Source organism: Inquilinus ginsengisoli, assembly GCF_031453975.1.
GTDB lineage: Bacteria > Pseudomonadota > Alphaproteobacteria > DSM-16000 > Inquilinaceae > Inquilinus > Inquilinus ginsengisoli_A.
Genome location: NZ_JAVDPW010000021.1, coordinates 1 through 25,102, shown reverse-complemented (window position 1 = coordinate 25,102; position 25,102 = coordinate 1). Strand labels below are relative to the sequence as shown.

General features: G+C 69.0%; 26 protein-coding genes and 1 tRNA gene. 13 read left to right on the top strand and 14 right to left on the bottom strand.

The features are described 5' to 3' along the window. Positions 1–17 precede the first annotated feature (17 nt). The 5 genes from E9232_RS35200 to rplU form a co-directional block, all read right to left on the bottom strand. Complete coding sequence (locus E9232_RS35200; protein WP_309802112.1) at positions 18–851, bottom strand: inositol monophosphatase family protein; 834 nt, start codon at positions 849–851, stop codon at positions 18–20. After that, entirely contained in the window at positions 848–1,714 is an 867-nt protein-coding gene (locus E9232_RS35195; RefSeq protein WP_309802111.1) for a diacylglycerol/lipid kinase family protein, read from the bottom strand. Before E9232_RS35195 ends, E9232_RS35200 begins: the two co-directional genes overlap by 4 nt. Positions 1,715–1,835: 121 nt before the next feature. Further along, complete coding sequence (gene obgE / locus E9232_RS35190; RefSeq protein ID WP_309802110.1) at positions 1,836–2,900, bottom strand: GTPase ObgE; 1,065 nt, start codon at positions 2,898–2,900, stop codon at positions 1,836–1,838. A gap of 164 nt (positions 2,901–3,064) precedes the next feature. Further along, positions 3,065–3,331, bottom strand: a complete 267-nt coding sequence (gene rpmA, locus E9232_RS35185; protein WP_309802109.1) for a 50S ribosomal protein L27 — start codon at positions 3,329–3,331, stop codon at positions 3,065–3,067. A 15-nt stretch (positions 3,332–3,346) separates the two neighbouring features. Continuing rightward, the gene (gene rplU, locus E9232_RS35180; RefSeq protein WP_309802108.1) at positions 3,347–3,664 is read right to left on the bottom strand and encodes a 50S ribosomal protein L21; all 318 of its coding nucleotides are present in this window, start codon (positions 3,662–3,664) and stop codon (positions 3,347–3,349) included. A gap of 298 nt (positions 3,665–3,962) precedes the next feature. Here rplU and E9232_RS35175 point away from each other — a divergent pair. Next, positions 3,963–4,052, top strand: a tRNA-Ser gene (locus tag E9232_RS35175). Between the two features lie 87 nt (positions 4,053–4,139). Here E9232_RS35175 and E9232_RS35170 read toward each other — a convergent pair. Next, positions 4,140–4,961 (bottom strand): class I SAM-dependent methyltransferase, encoded by an 822-nt coding sequence (locus tag E9232_RS35170; protein WP_309802106.1) that lies wholly within the window; start codon positions 4,959–4,961, stop codon positions 4,140–4,142. 166 nt (positions 4,962–5,127) lie between these two features. Between E9232_RS35170 and E9232_RS35165 the strand changes: the two genes are divergently transcribed. Next, a complete protein-coding gene (locus E9232_RS35165; protein ID WP_309802104.1) occupies positions 5,128–6,150 on the top strand; it encodes a homoserine dehydrogenase in 1,023 nt (340 codons plus the stop codon). Positions 6,151–6,380: 230 nt separating this feature from the next. Then, a complete protein-coding gene (locus E9232_RS35160; protein ID WP_309802103.1) occupies positions 6,381–7,412 on the top strand; it encodes an aldo/keto reductase in 1,032 nt (343 codons plus the stop codon). Positions 7,413–7,932: 520 nt separating this feature from the next. Here E9232_RS35160 and E9232_RS35155 read toward each other — a convergent pair. Both E9232_RS35155 and E9232_RS35150 read right to left on the bottom strand, forming a co-directional pair. Then, the gene (locus E9232_RS35155; protein WP_309802102.1) at positions 7,933–8,292 is read right to left on the bottom strand and encodes a hypothetical protein; all 360 of its coding nucleotides are present in this window, start codon (positions 8,290–8,292) and stop codon (positions 7,933–7,935) included. A gap of 76 nt (positions 8,293–8,368) precedes the next feature. After that, positions 8,369–8,920 carry a flavin reductase family protein gene (locus E9232_RS35150; protein WP_309802100.1) on the bottom strand — a complete coding sequence of 184 codons (552 nt, stop codon included), beginning with the start codon at positions 8,918–8,920 and terminating at the stop codon, positions 8,369–8,371. A 128-nt stretch (positions 8,921–9,048) separates the two neighbouring features. Between E9232_RS35150 and E9232_RS35145 the strand changes: the two genes are divergently transcribed. The 3 genes from E9232_RS35145 to E9232_RS35135 all read left to right on the top strand — a co-directional run bounded on the left by E9232_RS35145 (position 9,049) and on the right by E9232_RS35135 (position 12,275). After that, positions 9,049–9,648: a peptidoglycan-binding domain-containing protein gene (locus tag E9232_RS35145; protein WP_309802098.1), complete on the top strand. Its 600-nt coding sequence runs from the start codon at positions 9,049–9,051 to the stop codon at positions 9,646–9,648. Between the two features lie 158 nt (positions 9,649–9,806). Further along, entirely contained in the window at positions 9,807–10,760 is a 954-nt protein-coding gene (locus tag E9232_RS35140; RefSeq protein ID WP_309802096.1) for an NADP-dependent oxidoreductase, read from the top strand. Between the two features lie 144 nt (positions 10,761–10,904). After that, positions 10,905–12,275, top strand: a complete 1,371-nt coding sequence (locus tag E9232_RS35135) for an FAD-binding oxidoreductase (RefSeq protein ID WP_309802095.1) — start codon at positions 10,905–10,907, stop codon at positions 12,273–12,275. A 22-nt stretch (positions 12,276–12,297) separates the two neighbouring features. Here E9232_RS35135 and E9232_RS35130 read toward each other — a convergent pair whose 3' ends face one another. Beyond that, complete coding sequence (locus E9232_RS35130) at positions 12,298–13,056, bottom strand: DUF2076 domain-containing protein (protein WP_309802094.1); 759 nt, start codon at positions 13,054–13,056, stop codon at positions 12,298–12,300. Between the two features lie 130 nt (positions 13,057–13,186). Further along, positions 13,187–14,470 (bottom strand): cytochrome-c peroxidase, encoded by a 1,284-nt coding sequence (locus E9232_RS35125; protein ID WP_309802093.1) that lies wholly within the window; start codon positions 14,468–14,470, stop codon positions 13,187–13,189. A gap of 171 nt (positions 14,471–14,641) precedes the next feature. Here E9232_RS35125 and E9232_RS35120 point away from each other — a divergent pair, with 171 nt between their 5' ends. After that, positions 14,642–16,186, top strand: a complete 1,545-nt coding sequence (locus tag E9232_RS35120; protein WP_309802092.1) for an acid phosphatase — start codon at positions 14,642–14,644, stop codon at positions 16,184–16,186. Between the two features lie 40 nt (positions 16,187–16,226). Here the strand turns inward: E9232_RS35120 and E9232_RS35115 are convergent, their stop codons facing one another. From E9232_RS35115 to E9232_RS35105, 3 genes are all read right to left on the bottom strand, one after another. Beyond that, entirely contained in the window at positions 16,227–17,018 is a 792-nt protein-coding gene (locus E9232_RS35115) for a transporter substrate-binding domain-containing protein (protein ID WP_309802089.1), read from the bottom strand. A 122-nt stretch (positions 17,019–17,140) separates the two neighbouring features. Beyond that, the gene (locus E9232_RS35110) at positions 17,141–17,893 is read right to left on the bottom strand and encodes an amino acid ABC transporter ATP-binding protein (protein WP_309802088.1); all 753 of its coding nucleotides are present in this window, start codon (positions 17,891–17,893) and stop codon (positions 17,141–17,143) included. Further along, the gene (locus tag E9232_RS35105; protein ID WP_309802085.1) at positions 17,890–18,606 is read right to left on the bottom strand and encodes an amino acid ABC transporter permease; all 717 of its coding nucleotides are present in this window, start codon (positions 18,604–18,606) and stop codon (positions 17,890–17,892) included. Before E9232_RS35105 ends, E9232_RS35110 begins: the two co-directional genes overlap by 4 nt. Before the next feature lie 358 nt (positions 18,607–18,964). Here E9232_RS35105 and E9232_RS35100 point away from each other — a divergent pair, with 358 nt between their 5' ends. Continuing rightward, positions 18,965–19,216: a hypothetical protein gene (locus tag E9232_RS35100; RefSeq protein ID WP_309802083.1), complete on the top strand. Its 252-nt coding sequence runs from the start codon at positions 18,965–18,967 to the stop codon at positions 19,214–19,216. Here the strand turns inward: E9232_RS35100 and E9232_RS35095 are convergent. Beyond that, entirely contained in the window at positions 19,213–19,521 is a 309-nt protein-coding gene (locus E9232_RS35095; RefSeq protein WP_309802082.1) for a hypothetical protein, read from the bottom strand. The genes E9232_RS35100 and E9232_RS35095 overlap by 4 nt on opposite strands. Before the next feature lie 287 nt (positions 19,522–19,808). Between E9232_RS35095 and efeU the strand changes: the two genes are divergently transcribed. The 5 genes from efeU (at position 19,809) to E9232_RS35070 (ending at position 24,909) form a co-directional block, all read left to right on the top strand. Further along, positions 19,809–20,639 (top strand): iron uptake transporter permease EfeU, encoded by an 831-nt coding sequence (efeU, locus tag E9232_RS35090; RefSeq protein WP_309802080.1) that lies wholly within the window; start codon positions 19,809–19,811, stop codon positions 20,637–20,639. Between the two features lie 25 nt (positions 20,640–20,664). Further along, a complete protein-coding gene (gene efeO / locus E9232_RS35085) occupies positions 20,665–21,750 on the top strand; it encodes an iron uptake system protein EfeO (protein WP_309802078.1) in 1,086 nt (361 codons plus the stop codon). A gap of 13 nt (positions 21,751–21,763) precedes the next feature. Next, positions 21,764–23,086, top strand: a complete 1,323-nt coding sequence (gene efeB, locus E9232_RS35080; RefSeq protein WP_309802077.1) for an iron uptake transporter deferrochelatase/peroxidase subunit — start codon at positions 21,764–21,766, stop codon at positions 23,084–23,086. 51 nt (positions 23,087–23,137) lie between these two features. Then, positions 23,138–23,962 (top strand): iron uptake system protein EfeO, encoded by an 825-nt coding sequence (gene efeO, locus E9232_RS35075; RefSeq protein ID WP_309802074.1) that lies wholly within the window; start codon positions 23,138–23,140, stop codon positions 23,960–23,962. Between the two features lie 293 nt (positions 23,963–24,255). Beyond that, positions 24,256–24,909, top strand: coding sequence for a hypothetical protein (locus tag E9232_RS35070; RefSeq protein WP_309802073.1), 654 nt, complete (start codon positions 24,256–24,258; stop codon positions 24,907–24,909). Positions 24,910–25,102 lie beyond the last annotated feature (193 nt).

Genomic DNA, 25,102 nt, shown 5'->3' with positions numbered 1-25,102 from the left:
TGATCCCTGGTCGGGTGTCACGCCGCTTCGGTGCGCCGGCGGGCGGCGGCTTCGACCCCCACGATCAGCGGCTGCCGCCAGCTGCGGGGATGGTCGCCGAAGCCGGCAAATCGGCCCCATTCGCCGTCCGACGAGGTGTACGCAGCACCGCCCATGGCCGAGACCAGGGCGATGCCGCCGGCGACGTCCCAGACATTGGGGCTTTCGAACCGCGCCACCTCCAGCAGCCCGGCGGCGACGAAGGCGCATTCGATCGCGGCGGATCCGGTCTTGCGGACATCCCAGATCAGGTCGTGGTCGTGATCCAGGTTGGGTTCCCCCGCCAGGCGCCGGCGCACCGCCGGATTCGGCCCGACCTCCAGCGCCGCGCTGTCGAAGCTGAGCGGCCCGCCGCTGCAGGCATGGTAGATGCCCGACCGCAGCGCGTGGGTGGTCGAGCACCAGACCGCGCCGACGATCGGCCGCCCGCGGTGCAGCACGCCGATCGAGGCGGCGAACAGGGGCAGGCCGTTGATGAAGTTGGTGGTGCCGTCGATCGGATCGACCGCCCAGACCGGACAGTCCGCCGCCGCCGGCGCGTCCTCCATCTCCTCGCCGATGATGCCATGATCGGGGAACAGCTCGCCGAGGCGATGCCGGATCACCGATTCGACCTTGTGGTCGACCTCCGAGACCGGATCCCGCCAGGCCAGGTCGTGGCCGGGGTCGGCGCTGGTCTTGTAGCGGATGTTGAGGGTGCGGCCGAGGGCGCTGACGATCTCCGCCCCCGCCAGCCGGGCCAGTTCCACCGCGGTCTCTTCGAATTGCCGCAGCAGCGCCGCGGGCAGTTCGGGATTATCCGTGTCGGTCATGCGTCCCTCGGGATCAGCACGGTCAGCGGCTTGGGCTCCAGCGAGACGATCAGTGTCGCCTCGCCGCCCTCGATCAGCGCGTCGTCGATGTGCAGGGGTTCGCCATGGGGATGGATCTCCACCCGCTGCGCCTTGATGCGCCGCAATGGCGACGGCGACGATTCGGGATCCTTGAGCCAGGCGAGCATCGCCCTGCGCTTGGCCACCGGAAGATAGGCCACGACCAGCGACGCATCTTCCCCATCGGCCTCGGGGGCCAGCCGCAGGTTCGGCCCGATCATCGGGATGTTCATGATCTCCAGCATCAGCGCCGGCTGCCGCAGCCGGCGGCCGTCGATGGTGACGCTGCAGCCCACCGGGCTGGAGTCGGCGACGATCGCGGCCAGGTCCGCGCGCCGCCCCTCGGTCAGGTCGGTGCCGTGCTCCTTGGCGCCGACGCTCTGCCGGATCGCGGTCGGGAAAGGGCCGGCGCCGACCGCCTCGACGAAGTTGCGGGCCCATTCCGGCCCCTTGACCAAGCCGATATGCAGTTTCGCCTTCCGGGCATCGGCCAGGCCCGCCACGAGGTGGTGCGGCGTATCGAGCAGGCCGAGCGACCGGGCGATGTTGTTCGAGCCGCCGGTGGGCAGGATGGCGATGGTGTGGGGCCGGCCGTGCAGCGCCAGCACGATCTCAGCGACGGCACCGTCGCCCCCCGCGATCACCACCAGTTTGTGCGGCGATTCGAGGGCCTGTTCGATCTTCTTGGTCTGGGTCGAGTAATGCGCCGGGGCGAAGCCGGACATCTCGAGCAGGCGGATCAGCCGGCCGGGCGACCAGTCGCCATCGCCTGCCTTGGGATTGTGAAACAGCGAGACATCCATGCCCGGTTAATGAGCCGAAGGCCCCACCGGTTCCGTTCGCCCCGCTTCTGCTCGCCCCGCTTCGGCAGATTCAACCTCGGTTGCCGGCGGCCGGATCGCCGATTCCGGCGCCTCGCAATGCTCAGTCGGATTCCGGCGGCGCCCAGGGGTTGATGTCCTGCGGCGTGGACTCTTCCGGCGCCGGGGCCGGACGGCTTTCGACGATCCGGGTCCACAGCAGGCGCAGCACGGCATGGACGCCGCCGCCGGTGGCGCCCGACAGGGTCACCACCACGGCGCCGCGGCCGGCGGCCTTGGCCAGTGCCTTGCGGCGCTCGGCCACCGTCTCGTCGTCCAGCGCGTCGATCTTGTTCAGGCCGACGATCTCCGGCTTGCCGGCCAGGCCGCCGCCATAGGCCTCGAGCTCGCCGCGCACCACGCGGTAGGCCTCGGCCACGTCCTCGCTGGTGCCGTCGACCAGGTGCAGCAGCACGCCGCAGCGCTCGACATGGCCGAGGAAGCGGTCGCCCAGCCCGGCGCCCTCATGCGCACCCTCGATCAGGCCGGGGATGTCGGCCAGCACGAACTCGTGGTCGTCGGTGCGGACCACGCCGAGATTCGGGTGCAGCGTGGTGAAGGGATAGTCGGCGATCTTCGGCTTGGCGGCGCTGGTGGCGGCCAGGAAGGTCGACTTGCCGGCATTGGGCAGCCCGACCAGCCCGGCATCGGCGATCAGCTTCAGCCGCAGCCAGACCCAGCGCTCGCCACCCGGCCAGCCGGGATCGAAGCGGCGCGGGGCGCGGTTGGTCGAGGTCTTGAAATGGGCATTGCCGAAGCCGCCGTCGCCGCCCTTGAGCAGCAGCACCCGCTGGCCGACCTCGGTCAGGTCGGTCAGCACCGTCTCCTTGTCCTCGTCCAGCACCTGGGTGCCGACCGGCACGCGCAGCACGGCGTCGGCCCCGGCGGCGCCGAAGCGGTCGGAGCCCATGCCGTGATGACCGCGATCGGCCTTGAAATGCTGCTGGTAGCGATAGTCGATCAGGGTGTTCAGCCCATCCACCGCCTCGACCCAGACGTCGCCGCCGCGACCGCCGTCGCCGCCGCTGGGACCGCCGAATTCGATGAACTTCTCACGCCGGAACGCGACGCAGCCATTCCCACCGTCGCCGCTCTTCAGGAAGATCTTGGCTTCGTCGAGAAACTTCATGACCGGACCGCTCTCACCCGCACGCTGCTGACCATCTCGAGTCCAGCGCCGGCCCCGCCGGGACCGCCGCCCTCTCTTGTCGCATCAAACGCGAAACGGGGGAATGGTCGCCCATTCCCCCGTCCCCCGAACCCATGCCTCAAGCCCCCGATGGGGGCGAGGCCTTACTCTGCGGCTTCCGCCTGCTCGGCGATCGTCACCGTCATGCGGCCACGGCTGAGCTTGAACTGCACCGTGCCGGGGACCAGCGCGAACAGCGTGTGATCCTTGCCGATGCCGACATTGACGCCCGGGTGAACCTTGGTGCCACGCTGGCGCATGATGATGTTGCCCGGAACGGCGGTCTGGCCGCCGAACAGCTTCACGCCGAGGCGCTGGCCAGCCGAATCACGACCGTTGCGCGACGAACCACCGGCTTTCTTATGTGCCATCTCTCGATCTCCTCTTTACGCGCCGGCGATGGCGGTGATCTTGAGCACCGTCAGGTCCTGACGATGACCCTTCTTCCGGCGATAATTCTGGCGGCGCTTCTTCTTGAAGATGATGATCTTCGGGCCGCGGGTCTGCTCGACCACCTCGGCGGTCACCGAAGCACCGGCGATGATCGGCGTGCCGATCTGGATGGCGGTCTCGCCACCGCCGAGCATCAGGACCTCGTCGAGGGTGATGGACGCACCCGGCTCGGCGTCGAGACGCTCCACCGTGACAAGCTGCTCGGGGGCGACCCGGTACTGTTTACCGCCGGTACGGATGACTGCGAACATGGTCAGGCTGCCGTGGACTGCGAGGAGCCCCCTCGCGGAGTGTCCTCAGGTGATCAAAAACGCGCACGGGCGCCAGCCGAAACGGTCGGCGGCACCCGTGTCCGTGAACGCGGCACTATAGTCAGGACCGTCCGCCTGTCAACGACGAATGGCCGGAAGCGCCCGCAGACCGCCCCAAATTCGCCCGCGCGCGACCCCGCGCCGGGCCCGCGATCCATGCTTGCATGGCCAGACGCTCTCGACTATGGTCCGCGCCGACCACGCGGAGGGGGTGCTTGCACCGCCCGCCGCGCCTCGCGGAGAGGTGCTAGAGTGGTTGAATAGGACGGTCTCGAAAACCGTTGTGTCTGCAAGGGCACCGTGGGTTCGAATCCCACCCTCTCCGCCACTTTCCTTCCAAGAGCAGATGACCCTGCGGCCTCCGGCACGGACCGCAGATCGGCGTACGGGCAAGCCCGCAACGTGCCCGCCCCGGTCAGGGCCTTTTGCGGCTGAGGAACAGCCCCATCTCCGTCTGCACGCCCAGCACTCCGCCGGCCTCCTCGAAGGCCCGGTCGATGGCCTCGCGGAAGGCCCTCTGCTGGGCCTCGCCGGCGGTCTCGCCCGGCGGAAACGACGTCAGCGCCAGGAACACGTCCTCGGGATCGGTGATCCGGAGGCTCGCCGGATGGAGGGCCCGGGTCACATTGCCGAACTGCGACCGCATCAATGGCTCGGCCCTGTCGAAGCCGAAGATCGCAGCCACCGGCTCGGACGGGGCGCCGCCGAACACGGTGGTCAGCGCGTAGAGCTCGCGCATGTTGCCGGCGCCGTTGGTGGTGACCGCCAGGACGCCCCCGGGCTTGAGCACGCGGGCCATCTCGGCGATGCCGGCGGCCGGGTCGGCCACGTGATACAGCATGTGCATCGCGACGACCGCGTCGAAGCTGCCGTCATCGAAGGGCAAGGCCGCAGCGTCCGCCTGCCGGCCCGCGACCGAGCCGAACGGCAGCGGCCGGCACCGGCCCGTCGCCTCCTCGACCATGCCCGGCGACTGGTCGGCCAACGTCAGGGCGAGCCGGTCCGGCAGCATGTCCGCCACCGAGGCCCAGAACCAGCCTGGGCCGCAGCCGATGTCGAGCACATGATCGCCGGCCTCGAGCGGCAATTGCCGCGCCACCCACGGGAACCAGGGGATCTCGGCCACCGTGTATTCCCGGTGCAGGCGCGCCCGCGCCGCGAGCTTCCGGCTGTCGCCGTACTGCCTGGCCATCCCCGTGGTCGCGGAGGACGCGCCGCCCTGGTCGTTGCCGCTCATGGAGCCTCGCTCAACCGTCATGGCCGAGCCTAGGCGCCGGCCGGATGGGTGGCAACCTCCCGGGATGACGGCGGACCGCCGTGCGTGACGCGCAGGGGGATTCTGTGATTCATGGGCCAGATCCAGGGCCAGGGAGCCCGGCGATGCCGCACAACGGGGAAGAGAAATGCTGGTCAATGCAGCGCTGATGGGCCTGGGCAACGTCAACCGGAACCTGCTGACGATTCTCGCGAACAAGGCCGACCGGCTGCAGCGAGACCACGGCATCGGCTTCCGCATCGTGCTGATCGCCGACAGCCGCGGCGTCGCGGTCGACCCGGCCGGCTTCGATCCCGCCGAGGTCGTCGCCCGCAAAGCAGCCGGCGCCACGACCAGGGACTTTGCCGGTTATCGTGGGGCGATCCCGGTCGAGAGCCTGCTGACCTCCGAAGGCATCGCCCTGGTGTTCGAGGCGTCGCCGGTCGATCTGCGGACCGGAGGCCCGGGGCTGGCGCTGACGCGGGCGGCGCTGCAGCAGGGCGTCTCCGTCGTGCTGGCCAACAAGGGCCCGGTGGTGCTGGCGTTTCGCGAGTTGCACGCCATGGCCGCACAAACCGGGGCGGGCCTGAAATACAGCGCGACGGTCTGCGGTGGGCTTCCCGTGCTGAACATCGGGCGGCGCGACATGATCGCGGGCGACATCCTGCGGCTGCGCGGCGTGTTCAATGCCACCAGCAATTTCATCCTCGATGAGATGGCCGCGGGCGTGTCCTATCACGAGGCGCTGGCCGAGGCCCAAAGGCGCGGCATCGCCGAGGCCGACCCATCCCTCGACGTCGACGGCTGGGACACCGCCAACAAGCTGCTGATCATCGTGAACAGCCTGCTCGGCGCCGACATCTCGCTGAGGGATATCGCGGTCACCGGCATCGCCGGGGTCACGCCGGAGATGATCGCGGCCGAGGCGGCGCGCGGGCATGTCATCAAGCTGGTCGCGAGCGCCGAGGCCGGGCGCTATGCCGTGGCGCCCATGGTGCTGCCGGACGCCGACTTCCTGGCCCAGTGCAAAGGCTGGGAGATGGGGGTCGAGATGCACACGGACATCTACGGCATCAACTATCACAAGCTGTGGGAGCGCGAGCCCACGCCGACGGCGGCCTCGATGCTGCGCGACGCGGTCCATATCTTCACCGCCCCGGGGAGGGCCTGACCGCCGCCGGCACCCCGGGTTCGCATTATGCGCAAAAGCAGATCAATCGGATCTGCACAATCTATTGGAGCGACGGGAATCGTCGTTCCATTGTCCATGGGATCACCCGCCCCACCCAGAAACCGACGATCGGCCGATGCCCCGGCAGCCGCCGACGGCCTTCGAGACATCGCGCCGGCCTCAATTCGGGCCATCGGCCCGGTTTCGACATTCCTGACGGGAGCCTGACCATGGATTATCGCAAGCTCGGCAACAGCGGCGCCGTCGTCTCGGCCTATTGCCTGGGAACCATGACCTTCGGGGCCGAGTCCGACGAGGCCACCTCGTTCGCCCTGATGGACGACTATGTCGAGGCCGGCGGCAATTTCATCGACACCGCCGACGTCTACAGCATCGGCGCATCCGAGGAGATCGTCGGCCGCTGGCTCAAGGCCAAGCCGGGCATCGCCAAGGACCTGGTGATCGCCACCAAGGGCCGCTTCCCGATGGGCGCCGGGCCCAACGATTTGGGCCTGTCGCGCAAGCATCTCGGGGCGGCGCTCGACGCCTCGCTTCGGCGCCTGGGCGTCGAGCAGGTCGACCTCTACCAGATGCACGCCTGGGACGCGCTGACGCCGCTGGAAGAGACGCTGCGCTTCCTCGACGATTCGGTCCGCAACGGCAAGATCGCCTATTACGGCTTCTCCAACTTCCTCGGCTGGCAGCTGACCAAGGCGGTGTGGCTGGCCAAGGCCAATGGCTACGCGCCGCCGGTAACGCTGCAGCCGCAGTACAATCTGCTGGTCCGCGACATCGAGCACGAGATCGTGCCGGCGGCGCTGGACGCCGGCATCGGGCTGCTGCCGTGGTCGCCGCTGGGCGGCGGATGGCTGTCGGGCAAGTACAAGCGCGACCAGAAGCCGACCGGCGCCACCCGCCTGGGCGAGAATCCCACGCGCGGCATGGAGGCGTTCGAGGCCCGCAACGCCAGGTCGATCACCTGGGACGTGATCGGAGCGGTCGAGGACATCGCCAAGGCGCAGGGGGCGACCATGGCGCAGGTCGCGCTGGCCTGGGTCGCGGCGCAGCCGGCGGTCACCTCGGTCATCCTCGGCGCGCGGCGGCGGGACCAGCTGGCCGACAACCTCGGCGCGGCGAAGCTGGTGCTGAGCGAGGACGCCATCGCCACCCTCACCGCGGTGAGCAAGCCTGAGATGGCGGAGTATCCCTACGGCACCGGCGGCATCCGCCAGCGCAACCGCAGGATCGAGGGCGGCCGCTGAGCCCGGGGCCCCTGCCCTATTCTTAGCGCACCGGAATCCGGTGCGCGGAATCGCGGCTCACCCGATCAGGTCGGCTGTGATCTTTCGCAGCTCCTCGCGGGTGAGCCCGCAGGGCTCCGGTCGCCAATCGGGATCGGATCTGCGCGCCGGGTTCTGGTTGATCAGGTTGGCGGGCAGGCGCCGCTGCCCGGCAGTGTTCGGGTCTGAGATCATATGCATGGTCATTGTCCGTAGGCCGCGGCAGCAAAGCCGCGCGGCGTGATGGGGAATCGTCATCAGCAATGCGAACGACAGAGTCGCCGCGCGGATGACGGACGCGCCGCGTCAGACGCGGCGATCAAACTTCGAAGAGTGCGGAAACCTGGGCTCGGCGCTCGATCACGAGCATGGAGAGCTGGCCGAACGGATCTTGGTCGACCTCGCAGATATAGGAACGTCGGCCGGGAATTAAACCCCCGGGGACATATCGCGCGATCCGCTCGCCATCGCCGCCGGTGCGTCGAGTACGGCCGACAGTGCCCTACGCCCTGCCCATCGGCCGGCCGCCATGCCAGCTGAGGTAGTCGAACTTCGACCGCAGCATCTCCATGTCGCGCTCGAATTCCGCCAGCGTGTAGCTGGTCTCCGGCATCTCTTCGCCCTCGGGCAGCAACGGCTGCTCGGGGTCGATCGCCACCAGCATGTTGGCGACGTCGCTGTGGGTGGACGGCTCGCTCGGCTCATAGGCCTCGCCCTCGTCGATGTGCAGCTCTGCCACCGCGCTCTTCAGCAGCCACAGCTGCCGGCCGACCGGCGCCTGCCCGTCCCGCCAGCGGGCCAGCCAGAGCTCGAGCTGCTTCATCGAGTAGCGCAGTTCGTCGTCGCGATCGTTGGGGGTCATGGCGGCGGTCCGAGTGTGAGGTCTTTCCGAAATGGCACCCCGGGGCGGGCGCCGCAAGGGCGTCCTGGCCGGCGTCTCAATCCTGGAACTGCTTCCACAGCACCATACGCTCCTTCAGGTCGATGGTCCGGCCGTCGACCGTGAAGGTGCCGTCGCCATTGTGGTGCAGCGTCCGCCGCTCCTTCCGCTCCGGATCGGTCCAGATCCGCACCGCCTGTAGCACGAACAGGTTGTAGCGGTCGGCCAGGGTGGTGTCGGCGACGCGGCATTCGATGTTGGCCAGGCATTCGGCGATCAGCGGTGCCCCGACCTCCTTCGCCGGCTTCAGCGTCAGCCGGAACTTCGCGAATTTGTCGACCTCGGTGCCGGAGCAGTTGCCGATGTCGACCACTTTGCGCGCGAGGTCGACTGTCGGGATCGCGATCACGCATTCGCCGGTCGCGCGCAGCGCCGCGTGGCTGTGGTCCCACGGGCCGATGACGCAGCCGATCAGCGGCGGGTCGTGCTGCACCACCATGTGGAAGCCCATGGTCATGACGTTCGGCCGGCCGTCCTGCGCCGTCGTCACCAGCACGATCGGGCCGGCCTCGAGCAGGCGATAGGCCTTGGATGCGGGCATCTGCTTCATCGGTTCCTCGCGCGGTGGCCCTTCCTGCGCCGAGGATACCTGCAAGGGGCCGCCGACAGCACCCAAGCCCATCTTGACGCCCGCCAACGCGGGTCTCAGGCTTCTCACATTATTGGGGGGAGGATATTTTGAAGCGCATTGTCTCAATGGCCGTGCTTTGCAGCTCGATTCTCTTTGCCTCCATGCACGGCACCGCTGTGGCCGGCAATGCGGTTGGGCTTCAAATGCAGCTTTACGTGCTCGGCTTCGATCCAGGTAGAATCGACGGCGCCTTTGGCTCCAGCACGCGCCGCGCCCTCCGGGCTTACCAGAAGGATCGTGGCCTTCCCGTCACCGGCGAACGTGATCAGCCCACCATCGACAAGCTCGTAAGCTGGGAGCGTGCCGAAGCCCAGAAGCGCGATATCGAGATCACCGAGCCCATGAAGGACGGAGTCCAGGAAGCGATTGGGAAAGAGCTGATCGATCCCTATTCAGCCGTCTACGAGTACGAACGCGCATACCATTATCCCGACAAGTATGGAGCGACGGGGACTGCCATCTGCGGGACCGTGAACGCGAAGAATCGATATGGCGCATACGTTGGAAGGCAATACTTTATGGCAGCTCTACTCGCTATCGGAGACAAGTATATGGCCTTCCCTTTTATCGACAAGGATGACTACCCACTCGCGCAAAACTCTTGCGAGATGCGCCGATGGTATACCCCCAGCGACGACAAGAAATAGGCGCATGTTCACTTCAGGCCGGCGCCCCATATAGCGAGGCCTAGCAACATCATCTTAGATGGTGAGCCGGGGCACGGCCCGACCGCCGGACCATCGCGATCGGCCCGATCAGCGCCTATAACAGACTGGCCATCCGCGTCCGCGCCGAGGAGCCCCCGATGACCGACCATCCCCAGCCGATGATGAAGGCCGCCCGTGTCCATGCCTTCGGCCCGCCCGAGGCGATCCGGGTCGAGGACGTGCCCCGGCCCGTGCCCGGCGCCGGCGAGGTCCTGGTGCGGGTCCACGCGGCCGGCGTAGGCCCCTGGGACGGCTGGATCCGGGCCGGCAAGAGCGTGCTGCCGCAGCCCCTGCCCCTGACCCTCGGATCCGACCTCGCCGGCACGGTCGAGGCTGTCGGCCCCGGCATCGCCGGCTTCGCCGCGGGCGACGAGGTCTATGGCGTGACCAATCCGCGCTTCTGCGGCGCCTATGCCGAATTCGCGGCCGCCGAGGCCGGGATGATCGCCCGCAAGCCGCGCGGCCTGGGCTGGATCGAGGCGGCCTCGGTCCCGGTCGTCGCCGTCACCGCCTGGCAGGCGCTGGAGCAGGCCGGCCTCGCCGCAGGCAAGAGCGTGCTGATCCATGGCGGAGCCGGCGCGGTCGGCGCCTATGCGGTGCAGCTGGCGCGGCAGCCGGGCGTGCGGATCGCCGCCACCGCGAGCGCCGGCGACCTCGACCATGTCCGGGCGCTGGGCGCCGACCAGGTCATCGACCACCGGGCCGAGCGCTTCGAGGAGGCGGCTGGGCCGGTCGACATCGTCATCGACACGGTCGGCGGCGACACGCTGGACCGATCCTTCGCCGTGTTGAAGCCCGGCGGGGCGCTGGTCTCGATCGTGGCGCAGCCGGATGCCGACCGGGCCCGGCAGGCCGGAATCCGCGCCGACTTCATGCTGGTGCGGGTGAACACGGCGGATCTAGACCGCATCACCGGGCGGATCGAGGCCGGGCGCCTGCAGACCGCGGTGGGCCCGGTGCTGCCGCTGGCCGAGGCCCGCATTGCGCATGAGATGATGGAAGGCCTGCGGCCGCGGCCGCCGCGCAAGATCGTGCTGCGGGTCGGGGACTGAGGCCGGAATTCTCGCGGAGACGCGACGGTCGGCTGGAACCGCTGACCGCGAGGGTTACTCCTGTAGCGGTGCGCCACGGAATCTGACATCCGGGCGTAGCGCACCGCAGCGAGCTTCATCGCATCCACAGCGATGAGGTCCATCATGGAGTTCCGATCTGCTGCCCCGGCCGCCCAGAGTGTCGCCGCCCTGCGCGATTTCATCTGGCGGGCCCAGGGCACGGCCTTCGAACCCGGCCACGCCGACCACACCAAAGCCTGCGCCATCTGGAACGGCGCCGTCGAACACCATCCTGCGCTGGTGATCCCCTGCCGCAGCGCGGCGGAGGTGCAGCTGGCGCTGACCGGCGCCCAGGCCCATGGCGTCGCCATCTCCGTCCGCGGCGGCGGCCATGACTGGGCCGGCCGGGCCCTGCGCCACGGCGGCGCCGTGATCGACCTGTCGCCGATGCGCGGGGTGACCGTAGACGTGGCGGCGCGCACTGCCACGATCTCGGGCAGCGCCACCGGTGTCGAGGTGGCCGGGGCGGCGGCCCCGCACGGGCTGGCCCCGGTGATCGGAAATTGCGGCGCGGTCGGCGCCATCGGCCATCTGATCGGCGGCGGCTACGGCGCGCTGACCCCGGGCTTCGGGCTGGCGGCGGACAATCTGCTGAGCGCCGAGGTCGTGCTGGCCGACGGCCGCACGGTGACGGCGGATCCGGCGCAGAACCCCGACCTGTTCTGGGCGCTACGCGGCGGCGGCGGCAATTTCGGCGTGGTCACATCCATCCGCATCCGGCTGCACCCGGTGGCGCAGATGCTGGCCGGGATGATGCTGTTCGCCTGGCCGCAGGCCGAGGCGGTGCTGCGCGGCTACGACGCCCTGATGTCCACCGCGCCCGATGCGCTGAGCGTCACCGCCGGCGTGGTCAATGCCCCGGACGGAAGCCCGGTCGTCCTGCTGGCGCCGGCGTGGAGCGGCGACACGGCGGAGGGGCAGAAGGCGATCGCCCGGCTGCGCGGGCTGGGCACCCCGATCCTGGACCAGATCGCGCCGATGACCTGCATCGACCAGGCCCATCTCCAGGACGCGTTCGTCGTCAACGGGCGCCACCACGCCATCGAGACGCGCTGGCTGCCGGACCTCTCTGCCGAGGCGATTGCGGCAATCATGGCCGCCGGGTCGAACGCCACCTCGCCCTATTCGGGCATCGTGCTGCACCACTTCCATGGGGCCGGAACCCGGGTCGCGGCGGAGGCCACCGCCTTCGGCCTGCGCCGCCGGCATATCCTGGTCGAGATCGTCCCGGCTTGGGACCCCGGCGACGGCACCCGCCACCGGGCCTGGGCACGCGACCTGTCAGCCGCGCTGGCGCCCCACGCCCTGCCCGGCGGCTACGCCAACCTGCTGGGGCCGGATGCGCAGGACCAGATCGCTGAGGCCTATGGCCCGAACGCGGAGCGGCTGCGGCAGATCAAGCGGCGCTACGATCCCGACAATTTGTTCTCGTCGGCGATCGCGCTGCCGCGCTGATCCGGGTCGAACCGTGGCGGCGTCAGGCGCTCAGGCTGTCGTCGCCACCGCCGCCGAAATCGTCGCCGCCGAAATCGTCCTGGCTGCCGTCGTCCTGGTAGTCGGCGTCGGTGACGCCGGGGTCGATGGGGTCGGACGGCACGGCGGCATCGGCATCGCGCGGCTCCGACCCGCCGGGGTTGGCGTCGTCGCCATAGTAGTTGTTGACCACCGTTTCGGTCAGGCCGGGCGTCGCGCCGGTGAAGCCGGTGCCGAACCCACCCAGCCCGCCGCCAAAGCCGCCATGGCCCCCGAACAAGGATTCGATGCCCTGGAACAGCAGGGCACCGCCGGCGATGCCCGCCGCCGTGGTGGCGGCGCTGCGCAGGAAGGACGGGCCGGAGGACTGGGCGAATGGCCCTGCGGCCCCGCCGCCCCAGGGGCCGGGCGCAGGCTGCGCCTGGGCATAGGCCGGAGGGGCCTGGGGGTAAGCCGGTGCCTGCTGGGCCGGCGCCGGCCGGGCGGCCGCGCCGGTGCCGAAGATGGCGCCGAGGAAGCTGCCGCCGCCAGCACTGCGCTGCGGCTGGGCCGCCTGCTGCTCCAGCTCCGCGATCCGGGCCTGGGCCTGGTGCAGCGCGTAGTCCTGGATCAGCACGGTCTGGGCCAGCAGGTAGGGCGCGTCCGGCTGGTCGCGGGTGAGGTCGCGGATGGTGGCCTCCGCCTCCTCGTCCTTCGCCGCAGCCGGGGCCTGCTTCAACCGGGCGACCAGATTGGCCAGAAGGTCGCGTTCCTGAGGTGTCATCTTGAATTCTCCGGTCGGGCCCGCTTCCGTCACGGGCGCCTCCCCCTTCCGCCGCTGATATGGGCGCGGCGGTGGGGCGGTGCAATCGGCGGCGCGGCGCCGTGCCGCGCCGCCCGGTGCGACGGCCCGGTCAGGAATGCGGGTCGTAGCCGTCGGTCAGCGTCTTCATGAAGGCGACGACGTCGTCGATCTCGGCATCGGTCAGCGCCGGCGCGTCACCGGGATGGCGGTCGAAGGGCGGGTCGAGGTTGATGTTCGCCTGGTACTGCGGCGGCAGGTCGTCGTATTTGCGCAGGCTGCCGTCCGGGTTACGCGGGTACCAGCGGCCGGGATCGGTCTCGCGGGTGACGTAGAAGGCGACGGCCTCGCGCAGGCTGTGGATCGCGCCGTTGTGGAAGAAGGTCTGGCGCAGCGCGACGTTGCGCAGGCTGGGGGTGCGGAACAGGCCGCAATATTCCGGGTGATTGGCCAGGTCGGTGCGCAGCGGGCCGCAGACCCCGAGGTCGAAATAGGCCGGGTCGGCATTGGCCGGGATCTCGGCGTTGCGCGGGATGCCGATGGCGATCATGCCGGCGTCGGTGAATTGCGGTGGCGTGCCGTCATTGCCGCGCTGGCTGATATGGCATTCGGCGCAGTTGCCCTTGGCCGGGTCGTTGAACAGATCCAGGCCCCGCGCCTCCTGCGGCGTCAGCGTGGCCTGGCCGGCCAGAAAGGCGTCGTATTTGCTGGTGTAGGGGTAGAAGCTGGCGGCGTCCTGCTCGTAGACCTCGAACGCCTTCAGGATCCCGGCATAGAGCGCCGGCCGGTCGGCCAGGATGGCATCGCCGTAGATCCGGCGCAGCGGGTCGCCATAGCCCGCCGCCAGGGCATGGGTGACGACCTCGTCCGGCGTGGCGTTGCCCATCTCGAAGGCGGAGAGCAGCGGGATGGCGGCCTGGTCGGCGCCGCGATCGACCCGGCCATCCCAGGTCAGCCCGCCGGTGGGGCCGTTGTCGACGCTCTCGTCGGAATCATCCTCCGAGTCGAAGAAATGCTCGGTGAAGGGCGGCACGTCCTGCAGATAGGTCAGTGACGGCACCGCCCGCCCGCCGGGCTGGGCCATGTCGCCGCCGCCCATCTGCACCGGCAGCGCGTTGGGCGGGCCGAAGCCGTGGTCCGGGGCGTGGCAGGACGAGCAGGCGAGCTTGCCCGAGGCCGACAAAGCGGGATCAAGGAACATCGCCCGGCCCAGCGCCGTCAGCCCCTCGACCTGGCGCCGCACCTCGGCCCGCGACATCCCGGCCGAGGCCGAACTGGGTGGAGCGGACAAGGCCGACCCCACCGCCGCGAAGGCCAGCACGCCGACCGCCAGCCCGCCCCACATCGTCCGCCCCCACACCGACTGGCGTCGGCGGACACCCGATCCCAAGGCCATCCCCGGCCACCCCATGATCCGTCGCGACGTGACGCCGGGTCCGGCGCCGCGCCCACCCTTCTATGCCCAAAAAGTTTCACTTGAGCGACAGCCGGCTTCGCGCGACGGATGCCGGGCGGAAGGGGACACAGCCACCGGACCTGTGCGCCGGGAGCCAAGGGGAAAAGCCGCATGAACAGATTGATCGTTTCCGCCGTCGCGGCTGGCGCCGCCGGGCTGCTCGCGCCGCCGGGCTTCGCCGCGGATCCCGGCCAGGGCGCCGGCCTGCATGCCATCGACACGGTGGTCGTGCTCTATGCCGAGAACCGCAGCTTCGACAACCTCTACGGCACCTTTCCAGGCGCCGAGGGGCTGGCCAACGCCACCGACGCGTCGAAGGTCCAGCTCGACCGCGACGGCACGCCGCTGAAGGAGCTGCCGCCGGTGTGGGACGGGCTGACCGCCAAGGGCGTGACGCCGCCGGTGACCCAGGCCCAGACCGAGCACCTGCCGGACGGCCCGTTCGACATGGACGACCCGCAGGGCCTGAACGTGTCGCTCAACACCGTCACCCATGACCTGTGGCACCGCTTCTACCAGAACCAGATGCAGATCAACGGCGGCAGGAACGACAAGTTCGTCGCCTATGCCGATGCCGGGGCCGAGGTGATGGGCCACCTCGACGGGTCGAAGACCGCGATGTGGAAGATCGCCCAGCAATACACGCTGGCCGACCATTTCTTCATGGGCGTGTTCGGCGGTTCGTTCATGAACCACATCTGGCTGGCCTGCGCCTGCGTCGCCCGCTATCCCGATGCGGACAAGAGCGCGGCGAAGCCGTCGATCGCCGTGGTCGACCCCGACGGCGTGACGCTGACCCAGGCCCCGAACTCTCCGAAATCGGCGATGGACGGCATCCCGAAATTCGTCGCCGACGGCAACCTCACGCCCGATTTCTACGCCGTCAACACCATGCAGCCGCCCTACCAGCCCAGCGCCAACAAGCCGGCCGCGGGCGGCGACACCGCCTATGCCGACCCGATGGCGCCGACCACCCTGCCGCCGCAGACCCAGACCACGATCGGCGACCTCTTGAGCGCCAAGGGCGTCAGCTGGGCTTGGTACAGCGGGGCGTGGCAGTCGGTGCTGGACCATGGCAACGCCACCCCGGTCCCGGCCTTCCAGTACCACCACCAGCCCTACAACTACTTCATCACCTTCGCGCCCGGCACCGCATCGCGGACCGAGCATCTGCGCGACGGCGGGCTGGATGGGGCCGAGCTGGTCAAGGCGATCGACGCCGGCACGCTGCCGCAGGTCACCTTCTACAAGCCGCAGGGCAACCTGAACGAGCATGCCGGCTACGCCGACGTCACCTCCGGCGACCAGCACCTCGCCATGCTGATCGACCACCTGCAGAAGAGCCCGCAATGGCCGCACATGCTGGTGGTGGTGACCTATGACGAGAATGGCGGCTTCTGGGACCATGTGGCCCCGCCGAAGGGCGACCGCTGGGGCCCGAGCATGCGGATCCCGACGATCATCATCTCGCCCTTCGCCAAGAAGGGCTTCGTCGACCACACGCCCTACGACACGACCTCGATCCTGCGCTTCATCACCCGGCGGTTCGAGCTGCCGGTGCTGCCCGGCATCGCCGCCCGCGACGCCGGCATCGCCGCCAACGGCAACCCGCCGCTGGGCGACCTGACGGCGGCGCTGGACTTCGCCACCAACTGAGATCCGGGGGCCGGCCGCAAGGCCGGCCCCCGCTGCACTATCAGCCGTTGGTGTAGTCCTTGCCGGTCCACTGCACCGACAGCTTGGCCAGCGAGCCGTCGGCCTTCAGCGCGGTCAGCGCGGCGTCGATCTTGGCCTTCAGCGCCTGGCCCTTGGCGTCCTGGCGGAACACGAAATAGGCCGGGACCTTGGTCAGCAGGTCGCCGGTCGCCTCGACCGGCAGGCCCAGCTTCTCGGCATGGTCGCGGGCCACGATCGGGTCGTTGACATGGGCGTCGATGCGGCCTTCGGCGAGGTCCAGCAGCACCGGCGTGACGTTGCCGTCGTAGTAGCGGATCTCGAACGCGCCGGGATGGGCGGCGAGATAGTCCTCGACCAGCTTGGTGTGCTCGCTGCCGGTGCCGGCGCCGACCACCTTGCCCTTGAGGTCGTCCAGGCTGTGGATGCCGGTGACGCCCTTCTTCACGATGATCGCCGAGCCGCTGTAGAAGTACGGCACGTCCGAGAACAGGTACTTGGTCTCGCGCTCCGGCGTCTTCGAGATCTCGTTGGCGACAACGTCGTATTTGCCGGCCTCCAGGCCGAGGAACATGCTGTCCCAGGGCTGCGGCACGAATTCGAACTTGAGGTCGGGCACCTTGGCCTCGACCAGGCGCAGCACCTGGACGTCGTAGCCGGTCAGCTTGCCGCTGTCGTCCTGGTAGGTGAAGGGAGCATAGGTGCCCTCGGTTCCCACCCGCACCGTCTCCTGCGCGGCGGCCGGCCCGGCCGCCAGGGCCAGCGCCATCAGCCCCGCCATGACAGCAGCACCCTTCACCAGAAACCGTCGCATCATGTTCTCCATAGCTCTTCCATTGCCTCTGTCCCTCTCGTCATTCCCGCGAGAGCGGGAATCTCCCGCCGGTGAGAGATCCCCGCTTTCGCGGGGATGACGAAGAGAGGGGTGTTCGTGTCTCAGATATCGAAGCTGTAGGACCGCAGGTAGTTCTTCAGGAAGTCCCGCGTCCGCTGCTGCTCGGGCGCGCCGAACAGCGTCTTGGGGTCGCCCTGCTCGATCACCTTGCCGCCGTCGATGAACAGCACATGGCTCGAGATCTCGCGGGCGAAGCCCATCTCGTGGGTGACGATGATCATGGGAATCCCCTGCCCCGCCGCCTTGCGGATTGCCTCCAGCACCTCGCCGGTGTGCTCCGGGTCCAGCGCGCTGGTCGGCTCGTCGAACAGGATCAGCTCCGGCTGCATCGCCAGGGTGCGGGCGATTGCCACCCGCTGCTGCTGGCCGCCCGACAGCGAGGACGGGTACTGAGCCGCCTGGTCGGACAGGCCCATCAGCGCGAGATAGCCCTCGGCGATGTCCTGCGCCTCGGCCCGCTTCAGCCGCTTCACCACCAGGAGGCCTTCGAGGATGTTCTCGATCGCGGTGCGGTGGCGGAACAGGTTGTAGTTCTGGAACACCATGCCGATGCGCATGCGCAGCGACTGCAGCCGGCGGCGGTCGAGCCGCGGCAGGTCGTAGCGGTCGCCGCCCATGTCGATGCTGCCGGCGTCCGGCGTCTCCAGCCGGTTCAGGCAGCGCAGGAAGGTCGACTTGCCCGAGCCGGAGGGCCCGAGAATGCTGACAATGCCGCCCTGGCCGACATCGAGGTCGATGCCGTCGACCACCAGCTTGGCCTTGAAGGATTTGCGGACGTCCCGGATCGAAATCATGCGGTGATGTCCCGCCGGCCGCGCGTCAGATACGCCTCCCAGCGCCGCATGCCGATCTCGACCAGGATGCAGACCAGCCAGTAGATCACCGCCACCGCCAGATAGAGCTCGAAGAAGCGCAGCGACCGGCCGCCAGCGATCTTGGCCGCCGCCATGATGTCGACCACCGCGATCAGGAAGGCCAGCGAGGTGTCCTTGATCAGGCTGATGAAGCTGTTGCCGAGATTGGGCAGGGCCACCGCCAGGGCCTGGGGCAGGATGATGCGGCGCATCGCCTGGAACGGGGTCATGCCGATCGAATAGGCGGCCTCGGCCTGGCCGCGGTCGATCGACAGCAGCGCCGAGCGGATCGCCTCGGACAGATAGGCGCCGATATTGACCGCGCAGCTGAAGATCACGAACACCAGCGCCGGCACCCGGTTGGCGTCGATGTCGGTGCCGATCTGGGCGTTGAGGTACTGCAGCAGCTTGGGGATGCCGTAATAGGCGAGATAGATCTGCACCAAGAGCGGCGTGCCGCGGATGAAGGAGATGTACAACGTCGCCAGCTGCCGCAGCACCGGGATGCGATAGATCCGGATCAGCGCCGCGCCGGTGCCGATCACCAGGCCGAAGGCCATGGCGCTGAACGCGATCAGCAGCGTCACCGGCAGATAGGGCAGGATCTGCGGGAAGGCGGCGAAGAAATAGTCGAGGTCGAAGACCGAATTCATGCGCGCACCGGGCGGACGGCAGGGCCGCCGCACGCTCCCAAAGGGTGGCGGATGACTGGGATTGGTGTCGTCTGCACGAAATCCGTCAATCGAAACTTGGGGCCGCGCCTGGGGATCGGATGCCCGCGACACGGCGGAGCGGGCGAGCGCCGGAGGTGGCGATCGCCCGCCGGATATGCAACAGCAAAGCGTGCATATTTAATTTTTACGATTTACTTTGTATTAACCGGCTGCATCCCGACCCGACATCCGGCTAGTGGTCACAGCCACGCCCGCCGCCCCTGGAAAGGCACCCGCCCCTGGCGCCCGGCCGATTCGAGACGCTAGCCTCTCCCGGCAGGGCATCGGGAGGGGAAACATGTCCATTCTGCTGAAGATCATCGCCGGCTTGATGGCGGCGCTCGGCGGGCTCGCCATCATCCTGACGATCCTGGGCGTGACGCGCGGCTACAGTGTCGAGCCCGCGCTCCAACTCCTGGTCTCGGCGCTCGTCCTCGCCGCGATCGCCAAGCTTCTGGACGACACGCGAGCGATCAGGCACCGGATCGAGCACATCCAATATCAGGTGATCGAGGAGATCCGCGCCGCCCGCAAATCAGGGCCCGACTAGAGCCGCGCCCTGACGCCCAGGCAGAAGCCGACGCAGATGCCGGCGACCACGGCGGACCAGGGGTTGCGATGCACCGCCGCGTCGATCGCGTTGGCTCGCGCCTGGGCGATGCCGGCCACGGTCTCGCCCAGGCGGGCAACGTCCTCGCGCAAGGCGCGCAGATCCGCCTCGATGTCCCGCACTGCGCCGTCGGCCTCGACTTCGGCCGTCTCTGCCTCGATCTCGGCGGCGGTGCGCTTGGCCTCGATCTTCGCGGCCTTCGCCGCTTCGGCAGCGGTCTTGCTGATGGATTCGGTGTCGGCCATGAGGAAGCTCCCTTTGTCTTCCCAGGCCAACGGCACCGCGACCGCGATGGTTCCTCACCGTCCTTCGCGCACAGGGGTCGGCATTACATCAAATTCATCCGATTCCGCAGCGAAGCGGCCTCGACAACCGGACGCGGCGGGCGCAGAAGGAACTGCGATAGATTCGCATTCCCGCTCGCAACTCGCGAGCAGCATGTCGCGCGCCACCGGACACCGACATCCGGCCGAACCGCCCCCATGGTCCGGCCCCGTCGCCGCCCGGCGACGCTGTACCGGGTGGCCGTTGGATGTTGGTACCGTTCCTGATCATGATGCGGGAGGGCATCGAGGCCGCCCTGATCGTCGGCATCATCGCCGGCTATCTCCGCCAGACCGGCCGGTCGCAATGGATGCCGCTGGTCTGGATCGGCATCGCCACCGCCGTCCTGCTCTCCCTCGCCGTCGGCATCGTGCTGGACCTGGTCAGCGCCGAATTCCCGCAGCGCCAGCAGGAGCTGTTCGAGGCGCTGGTCGGCCTGGTCGCGGTCGGCATCCTGACCTCGATGGTGTTCTGGATGCGCAAGGCCGCCCGGTCGATCAAGGCGCAGCTGCAGCATTCGATCGACGCGGCACTGGACGGGCATGACGGCACCGGGATGGCACTGATCGCCATGGTGTTCTTCGCGGTCGCCCGCGAGGGGCTGGAATCGGTGTTCTTCCTGCTCGCCACCTTCCAGCAGGATGTCGGGCTGGCGGCGCCGGTCGGCGCCCTGGCCGGCATCGCAGTCGCGGTCGCCGTCGGCATCGCCATCTACTGGGGCGGCGTGCGGCTGAACCTGAAGCGCTTCTTCCGCTGGACCGGCCTGTTCATCCTGGTGGTGGCCGCCGGCCTGCTGGCCGGGTCGCTGCGGGCGCTGCACGAGGCTGGGCTGTGGAACGGGCTGCAGGAGACGGCCTTCGACCTCAGCCACGTCCTGCCCATCGACGGGCCGGTCGGGTCGGTGCTGGCAGGCATCTTCGGCTACCAGGACACGCCGGCCGTCGGCGAGGTCGCCATCTACATTCTCTTCCTTTTGATCACCCTGCCGTTGTTCCTCGGCGGCCACCGGGCCCCGCGCGAAGCCCGGTCCAACGCCTGAGCCCCTTTTCGGAGCACGCCACCGAATGTCGCTGCAGCGCACCACCCGGATCGGACTCGGCGTCGTCGCCGTGCTGGCCGTCGCCGTCGCCGGGCTGGGCGTCTACGCCTATCTCCACCGCGCCCCCCGCCCCGCCGCAGGCGGCACGGCCGTGACCATCACCGCCAAGACCTGCGAGCCGAACGCCCTGACGGTCGAGGCCGGGCGTGTCACCTTCCAGGTGCTGAACCAGAGCGACCGCGCCCTGGAGTGGGAGATCCTGCAGGGCGTCATGGTGGTGGAGGAGCGTGAGAACATCGCCCCCGGCTTTACCCAGTCGCTGACCGCGCGGCTGGAGCCCGGCACCTACCAGATCACCTGCGGCCTGTTGAGCAATCCGCGCGGCACCCTGACCGTGACCGCGGCCAAGAACGCCCCGGCCGAGCCGCTGCGGCCGTCGCTGATCGACCTGATCGGGCCGATCGCCGAATACAAGGTCTATGTTACCACCGAGACCGCCGACCTGGCTGCCGCCACCCCGCCGCTGGTCGCCGCGGTCAAGGCCGGCGACCTCACGCAGGCCCGGGCCCTGCTGGGCCCGGCCTGGGTGCACTACCAGCGGATCAAGCCGATCGCCGACCTGTTCGGCGACCTCGACACCGCGCTGGACGGCCGCGCCGACTATTTCGAGAAGAAGGAGCAGGACCCCGGCTTCACCGGCTTCCGCCGGCTGCAATACGGCCTGTTCACCGAGAATTCGACCGAAGGGCTGGGCCCGGTGGCGGACAAGCTGGCGGCCGACGTCCAGGCGCTGCAGGCCCGCATCGCCGACCTGTCGATCCCGCCAGACAAGATGGCCGGGGGCGCCGCCGCGGTGATCGCCCGCCTCGCCGCCGACAGCAATGCCGACACCGCTGGGGCCCAGGCGGATGTCGAGGGCGCCGCCAAGATCGTCGGCCTGCTGCGGCCCCTGAGCCAGAAGGCCGACAAGGCGCTGAGCGACCGCATCGACGGCGACCTCACCGCCGCCGGCCTGGCGCTGTCCAAGGACGACCGCGCCGGGATGCAGGCCCCGGTCGCGTCGCTGGCCGACGCCCTGCCGAAACTGCGCACCACCCTGGGACTGGATTGACCGGACCGACGCCATGAGCAGCAACGACCACCAGGACAAGACCCCCGACCTCGCGGATGCCGACAGCCCCGCGGCCCCCAGCCGGCGCAGCGTGCTGCGCGGCCTGGGCCTGGCCGGCGGCGGCGCCGCGCTGGGCGCCTTCGCCGTCGCGGCGCCTGCCGCCGCCCAGTCGCAACAGCAGCCCCCCGGTCGCGATGCCGAGGCCGCCGAGCAGGTGCAACCCTTCTACGGCCCCCACCAGGCCGGGATCGTCAACCCGGTGCCCGCCGCCGGGCTGGTCGCCGCCTTCGACGTGCTGGCCACCAGCCGGGCGGACCTGGAGCGGATGTTCCGCACCCTGACCGAGCGCATCGCCTTCCTGATGGCCGGCGGCACCCCGCCGGAGATCGACCCGAAATTCCCGCCGCCCGATTCCGGCGTGCTGGGCCCGGTGATCGTGCCCGACAACCTGACCGTCACCGTCGCGGTCGGCGCCTCGCTGTTCGACCAGCGCTTCGGCCTGGCCGGGGTGAAGCCGCTGGAGCTGACGACCATGGTCCGCTTCAGCAACGACGCGCTGGACCCGGAGACCTGCCACGGCGATCTGATGCTGCAGTTCTGCGCCAACACGCCGGAGGCCAACATCCACGCCCTGCGCGCGGTGGTGAAGGCGACGCCGGACCTGCTGGCGCTGCGCTGGAAGCTGGACGGCTTCCTGCCGGCTGCCACCAAGACGACCGGCCCGAAGGAGACGGCGCGCAACCTGCTGGGCTTCAAGGACGGCACCGCCAATCTCGACCCGACCGACGGCACCGCGATGGACCGGATCGTCTGGGTCCGGCCCGACACGGCCGAGCCGGCCTGGACGGTCGGCGGCAGCTACCAGGTGGTGCGCATCATCCGCAACTTCGTCGAGCGCTGGGACCGCACCCCGCTGCAGGAGCAGCAGACCATCATCGGCCGCGACAAGGCGTCCGGCGCGGCGCTGGGCCTGAAGGCGGAGCACGACGTGCCGGACTATTCGGGCGACCCCGAGGGCAAGGTGATGCCGCTCGACGCCCATATCCGGCTGGCCAATCCGCGCACCGCGGCGACCGAGGCCAACCTGATCCTGCGCCGGCCGTTCAACTATTCGCGCGGGGTGACCAAGGCCGGCCAGCTCGACATGGGGCTGCTGTTCATCAGCTTCCAGTCCAGCCTGAAGGCAGGCTTCATCGCCGTGCAGGAACGACTGAACGGCGAACCGCTGGAGGAGTACATCAAGCCGACCGGCGGCGGCTATTTCTTCACCCTTCCGGGCGTTCCGGACAAGGACGGCTATCTGGGCCAGGGCCTGTTGCAATCGGCCGCGAGCTGAACGCCGGATGACCACCCAGGGGCCAAGGTTTTTCACGCAAGGGGACTGCATATGAAACGCATTCTGATTCTCGGCATCAGCACCGCCGCCCTGCTGGCCGCGGCCGGCGCCATGGCCGCACCGCCCTCGCCGCTCGACCTGGTCGAGCCGATCGCCAAGTACAAGATCTACGTCACCGGCGAGGTCGACCAGCTGGTCGCGCACACCCGCGAATTCACCGCGGCGGTGAAGGCCGGCGACCTGAAGAAGGCCCAGGCGCTGTATGCCCCGAGCCGGGTGTTCTACGAGCGGATCGAGCCGATCGCCGAGCTGTTCAGCGACCTCGACGGCAGCATCGATTCCCGGGCCGACGACCATGCCAAGAACGAGGCGGATCCCGAGTTCACCGGCTTCCACCGCATCGAGTATGGGCTGTTCGAGAAGAAGTCGACCGATGGCATGGCGCCCTTCGCCGACAAGCTGCTGGCCGACGTGATCGACCTGCAGGGCCGGATCAAGGCGCTGACCACGCCGCCGGACAAGGTCGTGGGCGGCGCCGCGGCGCTGATCGAGGAGGTCGCGGCCACCAAGATCTCGGGCGAGGAAGACCGCTACAGCCACACCGACCTGTACGACTTCCAGGCCAATGTCGACGGCGCCAAGAAGATCGTCGACCTGCTGCGCCCGATCCTGGAGAAGAGCGACAACGCCCTGCTGATCAAGGTCGACGCCAACTTCAAGACGGTCGACACCATCCTGGCGAAGTACAAGACCAAGGATGGCGGCTTCGAGACCTACGACAAGGTGACCGACGCCGACCGCACCGCGCTGAAGGGCCCGATCACCACCTTGGCCGAGGACCTGTCCCAGCTGCGCGGCACGCTGGGCCTGAGCTGAGGCGTCCCACGGTTTCGCAGGTTGGGTTCGCGGCAAGCGAACCCAACACCAGCCGGATCGAGCAAGGATACACGGACAGCCACACGGTCGAAGCCGCCATGGCGGCGTCTGGGCGGATGCCAGGCTCAGGTCTGCCCGCTGCCCCTCTTCCCATCGTCATTCCCGCGAAAGCGGGAATCTCTCTTCGGTCAGGGTGTGAGGAGATCCCCGCTTTCGCGGGAATGACGGATCCGGGGTGTTCTGTCGAACCTGCCTATTGCGTTAACGCGCGATCCTCGTTCATGATCTGTTCCATGAATATGGCTCGACCCGACGAGATCCCGCCGACCGATCCCGACCTGAAATGGACGGGGTGGGCGCTGGACATGCTGCGCGAGATGGTCGAGATCGACTGCCGCACCAAGCGGATGACCGCGCAGCAGCAGGGGGCGATCCTGGCCGGGCCGGAGGCGCCGGACTACGCACTGATGCAGTCGCGCCTCTCCCGCTCGATGCGGCTGTCGCTCGCCATGACCGAGCGCATCCGCGCCGACTACCTGTCCCGCAAGGCCGAGGCCGAGGAGACCGGGGAGCGCGAGCGCCGCCGACAGCGGCGGGAGCAGGCCGCCCGGGCCGTGATCGAGGCGGCCGCGGCGCCCGACGAGGCCCAGGACTTCGAACGCGTGCGCTCCGCGGTGCGGGAGAAGCTGGCCGAGGACGAGATCCTCGACGTCCAGATCGATACCCTGTCCGCCGCGGACTTCGTGCGCGAGGTCTGCCGCTGGCTCGGCCGCAGGCCAGACCCGGCCCGGCTGCCGCGGGGCTGGGACGACGAGGCCAACGACAACGCCGGCGCGCCCGGCGCGGTCGTCGTCGCCGCGGACCCCGAGGCCGGCGACGGCCGGGCCGAGTCGCCGGAGGATGACAGCCGCCCGCCGTCCCGGCTGCCGCCGCCGGACAGCAGCTGAGCGGGTGATGGGTAACGTCGAGCCATTATCGAAGCCCGCCGACCGCGTTGCCTCTCCCGTTTGCGGGAGAGGTCGGAGGCGCTCGCGCCCTTCCCCAGCCGTCATCAACTCAGTTGATGTTCTTGTCTGAGTTTTGCGTTGGCGATGATGACGAGCTTGCGCATGAGGGCAGTGAGGGCGACGAGCTTCTTTT

Excerpts from the sequence above, each read along its gene's own strand:
- E9232_RS35200 (WP_309802112.1), bottom strand. The coding sequence starts at position 851 with ATGACCGACACGGATAATCCCGAACTGCCCGCGGCGCTGCTGCGGCAA.
- E9232_RS35195 (WP_309802111.1), bottom strand. The coding sequence starts at position 1,714 with ATGGATGTCTCGCTGTTTCACAATCCCAAGGCAGGCGATGGCGACTGG.
- obgE (WP_309802110.1), bottom strand. The coding sequence starts at position 2,900 with ATGAAGTTTCTCGACGAAGCCAAGATCTTCCTGAAGAGCGGCGACGGT.
- rpmA (WP_309802109.1), bottom strand. The coding sequence starts at position 3,331 with ATGGCACATAAGAAAGCCGGTGGTTCGTCGCGCAACGGTCGTGATTCG.
- rplU (WP_309802108.1), bottom strand. The coding sequence starts at position 3,664 with ATGTTCGCAGTCATCCGTACCGGCGGTAAACAGTACCGGGTCGCCCCC.
- E9232_RS35170 (WP_309802106.1), bottom strand. The coding sequence starts at position 4,961 with ATGAGCGGCAACGACCAGGGCGGCGCGTCCTCCGCGACCACGGGGATG.
- E9232_RS35165 (WP_309802104.1), top strand. The coding sequence starts at position 5,128 with ATGCTGGTCAATGCAGCGCTGATGGGCCTGGGCAACGTCAACCGGAAC.
- E9232_RS35160 (WP_309802103.1), top strand. The coding sequence starts at position 6,381 with ATGGATTATCGCAAGCTCGGCAACAGCGGCGCCGTCGTCTCGGCCTAT.
- E9232_RS35155 (WP_309802102.1), bottom strand. The coding sequence starts at position 8,292 with ATGACCCCCAACGATCGCGACGACGAACTGCGCTACTCGATGAAGCAG.
- E9232_RS35150 (WP_309802100.1), bottom strand. The coding sequence starts at position 8,920 with ATGAAGCAGATGCCCGCATCCAAGGCCTATCGCCTGCTCGAGGCCGGC.
- E9232_RS35140 (WP_309802096.1), top strand. The coding sequence starts at position 9,807 with ATGACCGACCATCCCCAGCCGATGATGAAGGCCGCCCGTGTCCATGCC.
- E9232_RS35135 (WP_309802095.1), top strand. The coding sequence starts at position 10,905 with ATGGAGTTCCGATCTGCTGCCCCGGCCGCCCAGAGTGTCGCCGCCCTG.
- E9232_RS35130 (WP_309802094.1), bottom strand. The coding sequence starts at position 13,056 with ATGACACCTCAGGAACGCGACCTTCTGGCCAATCTGGTCGCCCGGTTG.
- E9232_RS35125 (WP_309802093.1), bottom strand. The coding sequence starts at position 14,470 with ATGGCCTTGGGATCGGGTGTCCGCCGACGCCAGTCGGTGTGGGGGCGG.
- E9232_RS35120 (WP_309802092.1), top strand. The coding sequence starts at position 14,642 with ATGAACAGATTGATCGTTTCCGCCGTCGCGGCTGGCGCCGCCGGGCTG.
- E9232_RS35115 (WP_309802089.1), bottom strand. The coding sequence starts at position 17,018 with ATGCGACGGTTTCTGGTGAAGGGTGCTGCTGTCATGGCGGGGCTGATG.
- E9232_RS35110 (WP_309802088.1), bottom strand. The coding sequence starts at position 17,893 with ATGATTTCGATCCGGGACGTCCGCAAATCCTTCAAGGCCAAGCTGGTG.
- E9232_RS35105 (WP_309802085.1), bottom strand. The coding sequence starts at position 18,606 with ATGAATTCGGTCTTCGACCTCGACTATTTCTTCGCCGCCTTCCCGCAG.
- E9232_RS35100 (WP_309802083.1), top strand. The coding sequence starts at position 18,965 with ATGTCCATTCTGCTGAAGATCATCGCCGGCTTGATGGCGGCGCTCGGC.
- E9232_RS35095 (WP_309802082.1), bottom strand. The coding sequence starts at position 19,521 with ATGGCCGACACCGAATCCATCAGCAAGACCGCTGCCGAAGCGGCGAAG.
- efeU (WP_309802080.1), top strand. The coding sequence starts at position 19,809 with ATGTTGGTACCGTTCCTGATCATGATGCGGGAGGGCATCGAGGCCGCC.
- efeO (WP_309802078.1), top strand. The coding sequence starts at position 20,665 with ATGTCGCTGCAGCGCACCACCCGGATCGGACTCGGCGTCGTCGCCGTG.
- efeB (WP_309802077.1), top strand. The coding sequence starts at position 21,764 with ATGAGCAGCAACGACCACCAGGACAAGACCCCCGACCTCGCGGATGCC.
- efeO (WP_309802074.1), top strand. The coding sequence starts at position 23,138 with ATGAAACGCATTCTGATTCTCGGCATCAGCACCGCCGCCCTGCTGGCC.
- E9232_RS35070 (WP_309802073.1), top strand. The coding sequence starts at position 24,256 with ATGAATATGGCTCGACCCGACGAGATCCCGCCGACCGATCCCGACCTG.